The sequence below is a fragment of the Mycoplasma tracheobuteonis genome, from assembly GCF_054456995.1.
Genome location: NZ_JBTKTG010000015.1, coordinates 1 through 11356, shown reverse-complemented (window position 1 = coordinate 11356; position 11356 = coordinate 1). Strand labels below are relative to the sequence as shown.

At 29.9% G+C, this 11356-nt stretch carries 8 protein-coding genes and 1 tRNA gene; 3 read left to right on the top strand and 6 right to left on the bottom strand.

Annotated features, from left to right (window positions below):
• Nucleotides 1–88: 88 nt before the first annotated feature.
• Together ACX1M8_RS02995 and ACX1M8_RS02990 are read right to left on the bottom strand one after the other, a co-directional pair.
• Nucleotides 89–1609: a YitT family protein gene (locus tag ACX1M8_RS02995; RefSeq protein ID WP_458810538.1), complete on the bottom strand. Its 1521-nt coding sequence runs from the start codon at nt 1607–1609 to the stop codon at nt 89–91.
• 153 nt (nt 1610–1762) lie between these two features.
• Nucleotides 1763–1838: transfer RNA gene (locus ACX1M8_RS02990), tRNA-Lys, on the bottom strand.
• 863 nt (nt 1839–2701) lie between these two features.
• On the opposite strand from ACX1M8_RS02990, the gene gltX reads away from it, so the two are divergent.
• The 3 genes from gltX to ACX1M8_RS02975 all read left to right on the top strand — a co-directional run bounded on the left by gltX (nt 2702) and on the right by ACX1M8_RS02975 (nt 7199).
• Nucleotides 2702–4123, top strand: a complete 1422-nt coding sequence (gltX, locus tag ACX1M8_RS02985) for a glutamate--tRNA ligase (RefSeq protein WP_458616326.1) — start codon at nt 2702–2704, stop codon at nt 4121–4123.
• Nucleotides 4113–4547, top strand: coding sequence for a hypothetical protein (locus tag ACX1M8_RS02980; RefSeq protein ID WP_458616327.1), 435 nt, complete (start codon nt 4113–4115; stop codon nt 4545–4547). Before gltX ends, ACX1M8_RS02980 begins: the two co-directional genes overlap by 11 nt.
• Before the next feature lie 171 nt (nt 4548–4718).
• Nucleotides 4719–7199: a bifunctional metallophosphatase/5'-nucleotidase gene (locus tag ACX1M8_RS02975; RefSeq protein ID WP_458616328.1), complete on the top strand. Its 2481-nt coding sequence runs from the start codon at nt 4719–4721 to the stop codon at nt 7197–7199.
• 119 nt (nt 7200–7318) lie between these two features.
• Here ACX1M8_RS02975 and ACX1M8_RS02970 read toward each other — a convergent pair whose 3' ends face one another.
• The 4 genes from ACX1M8_RS02970 to ACX1M8_RS02955 all read right to left on the bottom strand — a co-directional run bounded on the left by ACX1M8_RS02970 (nt 7319) and on the right by ACX1M8_RS02955 (nt 11221).
• Complete coding sequence (locus tag ACX1M8_RS02970; protein WP_458616329.1) at nt 7319–7642, bottom strand: hypothetical protein; 324 nt, start codon at nt 7640–7642, stop codon at nt 7319–7321.
• Nucleotides 7643–8029: 387 nt separating this feature from the next.
• A complete protein-coding gene (nrnA, locus tag ACX1M8_RS02965; protein WP_458836765.1) occupies nt 8030–9010 on the bottom strand; it encodes a bifunctional oligoribonuclease/PAP phosphatase NrnA in 981 nt (326 codons plus the stop codon).
• Nucleotides 9010–9975, bottom strand: coding sequence for a bifunctional oligoribonuclease/PAP phosphatase NrnA (nrnA, locus tag ACX1M8_RS02960; protein ID WP_458616332.1), 966 nt, complete (start codon nt 9973–9975; stop codon nt 9010–9012). Before nrnA (ACX1M8_RS02960) ends, nrnA (ACX1M8_RS02965) begins: the two co-directional genes overlap by 1 nt.
• 22 nt (nt 9976–9997) lie before the next feature.
• Entirely contained in the window at nt 9998–11221 is a 1224-nt protein-coding gene (locus ACX1M8_RS02955; RefSeq protein WP_458835443.1) for a hypothetical protein, read from the bottom strand.
• Between the last annotated feature and the right edge of the window lie 135 nt (nt 11222–11356).

The following is an 11356-nucleotide window of genomic DNA, read 5'->3' as shown; positions in this document are numbered from 1 at the left end:
AAATATCTGACTTAGGCCAGATATTTTTGTGTTGCACTGGAGATTACACTCCAGAGAGTCACCAATGAAGGTGGCTCTTATTATTATTCTAGAATTTATCTTCAGGTAAGTAGATATTTCCATCAATACTCTTGATTTCTGATACTGAAATAAAGGCATTTTCATCACACTTACGTACGTCTTTAATGATACGTAGAACGTGTCTAAATAAGGCGATAGATGTAATAACTTGGATATCTTCTCCCTTGTATCCACCTTTACCTGGGAATATAGTCATACCTGTAACAATTTTGTTATCATTGTTAATAATATCTTTAATTTGATCTGCATTTTTAGTGAAGATTTGAACTCTTACTAATTTGAATTTTGGATATAGCTTATCAAGCATCATGATGTAAACTACATTAACTAAAATTGTAGCGATAAAGTTTGGTGATAAGTATAATTCAAATGATCAAGCACTATTAAATAATGTATTTGCAGCATCAAAATCTTTAGATAATGATAAGTAACTTGCTAAGTTAGATTTGTTAGCAAGTGCAGCTGTTCAATCAATATTCTTATATTCATTGAACACAGTTAAATCAATACCATTTGCTTTGTTAATTTCTGCTGTAATTTTTGTTACAGCTTCTTTTAATCCGGCAGCATCGCTAATTGATGTAGTATCTAAAGCATTTAGTTTTGCTTCTCAAAGTTTCTTTGTAGCTTCCATGTTTGTTTGAGCATCTTTTAGAAGTAATGAACCAGGTAATCATGACCCAATTGCAACAGCAATAAACACAATTATAATGTTCATATATCCTGAAATAGCACCAAATGATTTTTGTTTTTCGTTTGCATATCATTCACCGATGATACCAGTAACCCCGGCAGTACCTCCGATAATTTGAATAATAGCAAAGATGTAAGCTAACATATATCCATAAACAATTGAGTAAAGCATTAATGCAATTGTGTTACCTGCATCTGCCCCTGTCCATTGCATAGGAATAATGTTACTTAAAGGTTTTTTATAGTCTGATAAAAAGTTTTTTACATTATTATTTGAGTAATTTCCAATGATGTAAACTTCGTTAGCACCTGGGATAAGTCCAATTGAGAATGATACCAATGATGAAACAGCTAGGAATAAGATAGTAATATTAGTAAAAGTCTTACCAACTCTCTTATATCCGAAGACGAATACTGGAATACTTAAGATAATATAAGCAATTCAGAATATAAATTGGTCAATTAAGTTTCTAACTGAAGCAGATACTTGATCTTGAGATAAATTAACAACAATTATTTTGGCAGCTGATTGCCCGAAAGCAGCTAAACCAAAGTTGTAAATACCAACGTTTTTAACGAAGAAAACACTGATAATACCGAAAAAGATAGCTGTTACTATTGTAATTGTAACTATTTTTCACATAGGCATTTGTGAATAAAAACGATTTAATTTAAGACCAAAATTAGACATTCTTGTTCTTTTGTATAATGTATTTGTCTTTTGAATATGGTGTGAAGTTCCACTTTGTTCATATTCTTCAACTAAATTTTGCATCTCTTTATTTAACTCACTATTTTCTGACTTAGCTTCTTTCTTAGAAAAGATATTTTTCATTTTTCCTCCCTTCTTTTTAAATAATAAAAAATAGTATTAGCAGCAGCTAATATCATTTTTATTCTACTACTTTTTTAATGCTATATCATAAAAATGTGTAAATAAAAACCTAGTTTCGCAACTAGGTAGGAATTTAGTCATCAAAAGATGAAATGGTACATCGTACAGGGTTCGAACCTGCGACCCGCTGGTTAAGAGCCAGCTGCTCTACCGACTGAGCTAACGATGCGATATTATTATAAAACTTTTTTAATATTAAGCAAAAATAAATTTTGTTTATTTATGCTTAAAATCATTATTTATAAATACAAATATCTCTTTGAATATTTGTTGAAATTAAAGCATTTCAAAGAATTCCTCTATTTTATTTGATGGAATTACCTTAGAATTTTGTTGAAATTCAATATTTGAGTTATAAACTTCCTCCGCTATCACTAAAAATAAATTATTTTTATTTAAGATATTTTTAGCCTTTTCAACCGATAAATCTATGCCCAAGGTGAAAACGCATAGATAGTCAACATCTAAATCATCACAATCAGCGATATTTTGTTTATATCTTTCTCTTAGAGTTCTCTTTGCACTTACGCCAATTTTCTTACCATTTTTATGAAATATAAAATCATATTCAATTTCATTATATTTACTATCATGCTTATGAAATTCATATTTATAAATATAATAACGGACTTGTAAATTGAAATCCTTCTACAAATACAGTAAACATCGTTATCTCAACCATATTATTACTTTTAGATCTATATCTCTTAACTATTCTTGTTTTAAAAATATATCTAATGAACTCATTTTTAAATATAAGCGATAAAACATTAATGTTTTACTTATGAATTACATTAAAATTTAAATTAATTAAAAAGGTGAATAATTTAGAACAAATCACTGCATAAAAAACTCCTTTGTATCATCTTGCTTATACACTGGAAAGACAAAAAATGGCATCTCTACTATCTTCCTAGTAGGATGTTTTCTTTTAGATTTTTCAAAATATTTTGTTATAAAAATGAATGTCTTTTTTTAAAGCCCTATATCTAAATTAATTTATAATTTAAATACTTATTTAAGGAGATGATAATGACTAAAAAAGTTAGAACGCGTTATGCGCCAAGTCCTACAGGATATTTACACATAGGTGGTGCTAGAACAGCTCTTTTCTGTTACTTATTCGCCAAACATTTTAATGGTGATTTTGTATTCAGACTTGAAGACACGGATGTTAAAAGAAATGTTGAAGGTGGAGAAGAATCACAACTTTTAAACCTAGCTTGATTAGGTATTGTACCTGATGAAAGTCCACTTAAACCTAATGAAAAATACGGAAAATATCGCCAAAGTGAAAAACTTGATAGATATAATGAAGTTTTAGAAGAATTGCTTGCTAAAGGTCTTGCTTATAAAGCATACGATACAACAGAAGAATTAGAAGCACAAAAAGCCGAATCAGATGCTAAAGGTATTCCAAGCTTCAGATACAACAAAAACTGGTTGCATATTTCTCAAGAAGAAAAAGCAAAAAGAGATGCTGCTGGGGAATTTTCATATCGTTTAGTAATGCCTAAAAATGTAGAACTTTCTTGAAACGATATTGTTAGAGATAAAATTTCATTCAACTCTGACGAAATTGCTGACTGAGTTATTTTTAAATCAGATGGTTACCCTACATATAACTTTGCTGTAGTTGTTGATGATCACGATATGGAAATTACACACATTCTTCGTGGCGAAGAACACATCGGAAACACACCTAAACAACTTGCTTTATATCAAGCTTTAGGTTGAGAGGCTCCACAATTTGGTCATATGACAATTATTACTAATATGGAAGGTAAAAAACTTTCAAAACGTGATTTAGAAACTAAACAATTTATTGAAGATTACCGTAATGAAGGTTATATTCCAGAAGCAATTTTTAACTTCCTTGCTTTATTAGGTTGAACAGCAGCTGATGCAAGTGAAGTTATGTCTCAAGAAGAAATTATTGCAAAATTCGACCCAGCTCGTTTATCTAAGAGCCCATCTAAATTCGACATTACTAAAATGGATTGATTCTCAAAACAATACCTAAAAAATGAACCTAACGATAAACTTATAAAACTTATGAACCTAGATGCAAGCGATTTTGAAGCAGATTGATTAGAAACATTTGTTGAAACATTTAAAGCAAGTTCAGTAACTACAAGCGAACTTAAATCACACCTTGATTTATATATTGAACCTATTTTTGAAAAACAAGAATTTTCTGAAGCAGATGCCAAAACTGTTGCGACATTTGCTAAATATCTAAAAGAGGACTTAGAAAAAGATATCTTTACTATTTCAAGCATTCAGGAAGCAATTAATAGTACACAAAAAGAACTAGGAGTTAAGGGCAAAAACTTATTTATGCCTATTAGATTAGCTGCTACTTGTGTTGCACACGGTCCTGAACTCGCTAAAGCTATTTGATTATTTGGTGCAGATGTAATTAAAGAAAGATTAAGTAACTATGAAAATTAATTTTAAATCAGTTATTCAACCCGTTATCCACGAAAATGGTGAAGAAAAAATTAATCAAGATGCAGTTCAAATTATTGAATTTGATGCACCTTTAAGCAAAAACTATAACGAAGATGAAGATGCTATTGAATTAATTTTTAAAGAGCCTAAATACAATGAAACAAATCGTATTGATGTATACCAAAACGAAGCTTGAGTTTATACCAATCAAACAACTGTTCAAATCAAATTAAATGACTTTGGAGATGTTAATGTTACAGTGTTAGATCCTAAAAGCAAGCAAATTCATGAAATCAATATGCGTACATACTGTTCTCAATTTATTAAAGAAGAAAACAAGTATGAATTTAAATACTATTTATGCTCAATGGATGAAAATAAACCTTTAAGTTATTTCGATTTAACATTAACTTTATCAGAATAATAATGAAGCTAGCGAAAGCTAGTTTTTATTATATTCATATGGAACTTTTCATAAATTGTGGAAAATACACTACATATTTCACATATATTTTCCAAATTCTAGAACTAACATCAAAATAGGTTATGATAAAAATAGTATTGTAATAATACTTAATAATACAACGGAGAATATATGAAAAACAGAAACAAATGGTTATTAAGATTTATTCCATTAGGAACAGCAGCAATTACCTTACCTTTAACAGTAGTTGCCTGTGCTAACACAAATAACAAAAAGGACGACACTAAAGCTCAATTAGAAGAATTAAAGAAAAATAGAGATGCTTTACAGGCACAATTAGATGCACTAACTCAATCTAAACAAGAATCAGATAGACAATTACAAGAACTTTCAAAAAACAAAGATGCTTTACAAGCAAATTTAGATCAACTAACACAAACAAAAGCTGAAACAGATAAACAATTAGAAGAAACTAAAAAGAATAAAGATGCTTTACAAGCAGATTTAGATAAATTAACTCAAGCAAAAAGTGAAACTGATAAACAATTAGCTGAGTTACAAAAGAATAAAGATGCTTTACAAGCAGATTTAGATAAGATTAAAGCTACCAGCACAGCTACAGAAGCTGTTGCAGCAAAACTAAGAGACAAAGTTAAAGACGCTTATAACGCAACTTCTTTAGCATACGATGCAAAAATTAAAGAATTAGCAGCAGAATTAAAAGCTATTAAATCAATAAATCTAAAAAATGATTCTAATGGTGAAAAAGCTAGAGAAAAACAAGAACGTATGACTGCTCTTAAGGAAAGAGTTACAAATGAACTAAATCCTTTAGCTAAAGAACATGATGCAACATTTGATTTATTAAGAGAAGCTGAAAAAGCTACTAACTCAAAAATTAAAACAATTAAGATTTTTCACTCAAATGATGAACATGGAAGACTTGAATTTGATGATGGTAAATACAGTCTATACTCAGGTATGTTAAGAACGGGTCAATACTTAAATGGAAAAGCTCGTGATTTACTTTTATCAGCCGGAGATATGATTCAAGGTTTACCACTATCAGACACCGATAAAGGTAATACAATTACTCATATTGCTAAAAATATTGGATATGAAGCTGTAGCAGTAGGAAATCATGAATTCGACTATGGTCTAAAACACATTTTAGATTTAAATGCTGAATTAAATAAAGAAAAAGAAGTAATGCCATTCTTATCAGCTAATATCTACTATAAAGAATTAACACCTGAAGAACAAAAATCTGTAGAAGGATACGATGCTTCTAAAGTTGGACAACGTGCATTTAAGCCTTACATTACTAAAGAATTAGAAAGTGGTATCAAGGTAGCAGTATTTGGACTTACTACACCTGATACAAGTGTGACATCACACCCTAGAAACTCAAGATTAGTTAAATTTACAGAACCAGTGGACGAAGCTAAAAAAGTTGTTGAAGAAATCAGAAATGCACATCCAGATATTAATTTCATTATCTGTATTGCACACCTTGGAAAAGGTAGATCTAATGCAGCTTGAACTTCAGAATACTTAGCTGAAAAAACGCAAAATGAATTAGACTTAATCCTTGATGGTCATTCTCACACACTTGTTAAAATTAATAATGATAATAACAAAGATGTTTATGTAACTCAAACAGAAGCATATACTAAATATTTAGGAGATATCGAACTAGAATTCGATACAACTACAGGTAAAATCGTTAAACAAAAACAAGTTTTAAGAGATATTTATCAAATCGAAGTCGCTACATTAAATGATGTAGTAGATCCTGAAAGTCCTAACGAAAAACTTCTAAAAGCATTAAAAGATAAATTTGCAGAAGAAAATAACAAAGTTATGTTCACATCAACAAAAGACTTTACACACATTGATAGTGTAAATGTTGATGGGGTACCATACTGAAAAGGAAGAGTACAACCTACAAACCTTGGAATTATGTTTGCTAATGCCGGAGCATGAAACTTCATTAATACTAAATCATGAGAAAGCGTTCCAGGCTCAGAACCAGCCACAATTGATAACACATTCGGATTAATGAATGGTGGTGGTCTACGTGAAAACATTACAGCAGGAGAAGTAACTTATGGAAAAATGAGAGGTATTTCTCCATTTGGAAATAGACCTAACACAGTTAAGGTCAAAGGTGATAGAGCGCTTCAAGCAATTAAATACGGATTATCTAAAGCTAGATCCGGAGGATTCTCACAATTATCTTCAAACGTTACATATGAAGTTGAAATTAACAAAGAATTAAATCCTAAAACACAAAAACAAGAATACATGTGAAAAGCAAAAGAAGGATCAATTAAAATTAATGGAAAAGCAATTGATCCTGAAAAATACTACTACATCTGCACAAACGACTATCTTGCAGCAGGTGGAGATGGTTACTCAATGCTTAACTATGTAAAAGATAAAGATCAAGTCACATTAATGAATGAAGGACAAAGCTTAATTGATGAATCAATTAAATTTATAAAACACATCTTAACACCTGGAATTCAATTTGATGCAAATAAATTCGAAAAATCATATGATGATTTTGCTTCACCTGAATTATTAAAAGGACAAGTTGTTAATATTCCTTCTGAAGCTGGAGACAAAGAAGTTCCATCAGCAGATTAATCTTATTATGGCGAAGCCTACAGGCTTCGTTTTTTATGACTTTGTCATAGATATAAAGAAATAAAAAGTCAACACTTATTAAGTGTTAACTGTAAGGTTAAATAGCTTTATATTATTTATTAAGCTTCTCTATTAGCTACAATAAAATTAATAATTCAACTTGCTAATGGAACAAGAAACATTAATCCAAATGATACCCATAGTAATACATAATTTTCACTTGATGCATATGAAGTGGCTTGAGCTGTAGTTATTAATAGCATTATAAAAATAACTAATGTAGCAACAAAACCTAGTCCCCCTATTGCCATTAGGACAATACCACCCGTTAGTGACGAAATCATTACTAATGACCCAATAATCATTATTATTGAAGGTATAATAGTTAGTAATATATGAGCAATTGTTAGTTTCTTTAATTTGTCAAAAATACTTATATTCATTATTCTCCTTTATTTTGATATATATTAATTTTTTCAAAAAAAAAAAAAAAAAAAAAAATAAAAAAAATAAAAAAAAAAAATAAAAAAAAAAATAAAAAATAATAAATAAAAAAAAACAAGTAAATAGTTACAAATTCTTCGTCTAAGTCTATAAAATGGATGAATTAGTTAAAATTAGATATTTAATATATGCATCAATAATCATTGTATTTAAGCAAATAAATAATAATTTCTTCTTATCACATCTATTTAACAGTTATTAATTAATAATAAAACCCATTATCATCATCCTAGCCCGCATATTAAAACTAAAGATAATAAAAAAGAAGTATATAGAATACTTTTTCTCATATACTTCTCTAATAATGTTGTTTTATTTATAAGATTTTATGCTTGTTTCATTTCTTCTTGGTAACGTTTTACTTCGGCTACACAATCATCAATAACAGCCTCTACAAGGTCTAGAGAATCAATAATAGCTCCAGAAGCTCTTTCGTGACCTCCACCACCTCATTTAACTGCTACATTACGCACAATAGGTCCATTAGATCTAAATTCAACACGTACTTTTCCATTTTCTTCTTCAGTAAATTGAACTCAGAACGGGAATCCTTCAATATTAGCGATTGCATTTACTCTAACTGATTGTTGTGGTGTTTTTCCCATTTTAGCAGTTGATTCTAAATCGTTTTGAATGTATGCTACACCATCACGTGTTTTAAGTGTAGACATTAATCAAGCATTGTATTTTAAATCATCTAAAGTAACTGTTGCTAAGTTTCTGTGAATAAAGTCAGCTTGTAAACCTGCTTCATATAATTTAGCTGCAAGTTTTAATGTACGAGCTGATGTTTTATCAAATAAGAATCTTCCAGAATCTGTATTGATTCCTAAATAAAGTAAGTTAGCAGCTCTTTGTGTAATTTTTCAGCCATTTGTTACAGCAATATTTGTAATCATTTCATCAGCAGCGATGTAAGAAGAATCAACTCATCTAATAGTATCATCTCCTAAATCATCAATGTTAGGGTGGTGATCAATTCTAACAACTTGTTTAAAGATGTTTTTATCTAAAACTTCTCTGCATTCAAGTCTTTCTTTATCACCACCATCTACAACTACCCCAAGAGATTGGGCTAATATTTCATCTGATGGAATTTCATCCATTACTAAGTTTAAGAATGGGAAAGAACCTTTTGCATCACCAATTGCATAAACTTTTTTATCTGGGAAATTTGTTTCAAGTAATTCTTTAAGTCCGAATTGAGAACCTAAACAGTCTCCATCAGGTCTAATGTGGTGAAAAATAACAATTGAATCGTATTTGTATAATTCTTTTGTTACTAACTCTAAGCTTCCTACGACCATTATTTAGCCTCTCATTCAACAATAGCTTGATTTAAGGCTTCTAATACTGTTGGAACTTGTTCTCAAGAATCTAATGTGATTCCTGCAGCATTGTCGTGTCCACCACCGTTAAATTGGTTAGCAACTTTGTTAACAAGTGGTCCATTAGATCTTAAACGACCACGTACTTTTCCATCTTCTAGTTGGATAAATAATGCTCAACAAGAATTATCTTCGATGTTAGCTAATTCATTTACATATTGAGCTGCCTCAAATGAATCCATGTCGTATTTTTTAAGTGTTTCAGCATCGATTTCGTAGTAAAGAACTCTTCCTTCTTTTTTAAATTCTGAAAGAATTTTACCTACAAATTTGATTGATTTAAATGTACGTTTTGAAAGTTCTCTTAAGATGTTTGCAGGATGGAATCCTGTATCCATTAAGAAAGCTACTAAACGATGTGTTCTAGCTGATGTATCAGGGTATAAAAATCTTCCTGAGTCTGTGTTAATTCCTAAGTAAATGTGTGAAGCAGCTTTTTGAGTAACTGTGTAATTTCCATCGTATGCAATTTGAGCAATCATTTCGGCTGCTGCTACATAGTGTTCATCAATCCAGTTGTAGTCGTAATCGATATCAGCACCATTAGGGTGGTGATCAATTCTTAATTTAGCTGTTGTTTTGTTTTCGTATAATAATTCTGAACATTCGATTCTATCTCCACTTGAAGCATCTACTACGATAGCTAGTGAGTTAGTAAAATCAATGTCTTCAATTTTATCAAAGTGATATCCCATGAAATCAAATAAGTGTAAGTTGTTTCCTGGTGTAAACACCTTTTTATTTGGGTAATTTGTTCTGATTAATTCTGCTAGACCAGCTTGAGAACCTAAACAGTCTCCATCAGGTCTAATGTGGTGAAAAATAACGATATTATCGTATTTTTCAATTGCATCAATAGCAACTTTTGAGTTTCCTATAATCATTTTATTTCCTTTCTATTTTATGTTAATTCTTTTTATTCTTCGTTAAATACTCTTTAATTTTATCACTTATTTCACTATATTCTTGAGCCGGTATTACATTATATTCTTTGACATTCTTAATTAATTCAGGACTTATTTCGTTAGAATGACTATTTTCTTCTGTAGTATCTTCAGCATCCAATTCGTATTGTTCTAATTCAGCATATAAAGTTCTGTATAGCTTATTGGCTTCTGTTAGTTTTTTATTTATATTATTAGATGTTGAGGCAGGAATTATAGAATCAAATTTATATGTTTCATAAAATGTAAACAATATTTCAAGGTAAATCTTTTGCCATACATTATTTAAAGCATCACTTAAAACATATTGTAAATGGGATTGTAATTCATTTACAGGCAATTGAGGTAAAAATGCTTTATTAAAGTTATTAACCTGAGCTTTTTGACCTTCATCTAAAGAATTTAGAAATTCTTCATTGCTTAATAAAGCCTTTAATTCTTCATTAGATTCTTTAAGAATTTTATTAGTAGATTGTAATAATTCAGGAATAACATCCACTAAAGTCCAATCTTTATCATTTTTAGCTAGTAGTTTACTTAGTTCTTCTTTAAAGGCTGTAAATTTAGATATAGCTTCAGGATGTGCTGAAATATAACTATTAGGCTGAATTAAGTTGTATAAACTTTGAATTTGGGTTAATAAATTCTTATAAACTTTGTAATCATCTTGAATATTATTAAATAATAGTTTGCTATCATCAGGATCATTGCTTCAAATTTGATTAAACGTTTTTCTAATGTTATCTAGACTTGAAAGCGAACTACCTATTTCAATATTATTTGTATAAATTATTCTATAAGCATCAATCATTTTATATATTCTCGCATTATATCATCTAGGCTCTTTTTTGATGTTATCAGCTACTGAAGATGCAAATTGCTTGATTCCTTCTATTTGAGCAACTAGTTTAAAGTAGTTTTTAGCAGAGTAGTGTCCGCCAGCTTCGTCAGCCAGTTCATTTCCTTTATTATAAAATGCAGTCGCATTACGTAATGAAATAGCTAAATAAGTTCACTCTTTTTCGCCTGAATTTACTCTATTTTGATAATCATTTGCCATAGCATTTAGACTATTAACAGCATCAATATATTGTTGTTGTGGGGTGCATGCTAACGATACCATCGGCAATGAAATTGGTACAAGAATTGTAGGTATAAATAATAATTTCTTTAAGTTTTTAAACATAATTAAATTTTACTACATTCTGTGTTTTGCAAAGAATATTATGCATTTAACACAAAAATGAAAGCACCCCTATTGGAGTGTCTGGAGTGTAATCTCCAGTGCAACACAAAAATATCTGGCCTAAGTCAGATATTT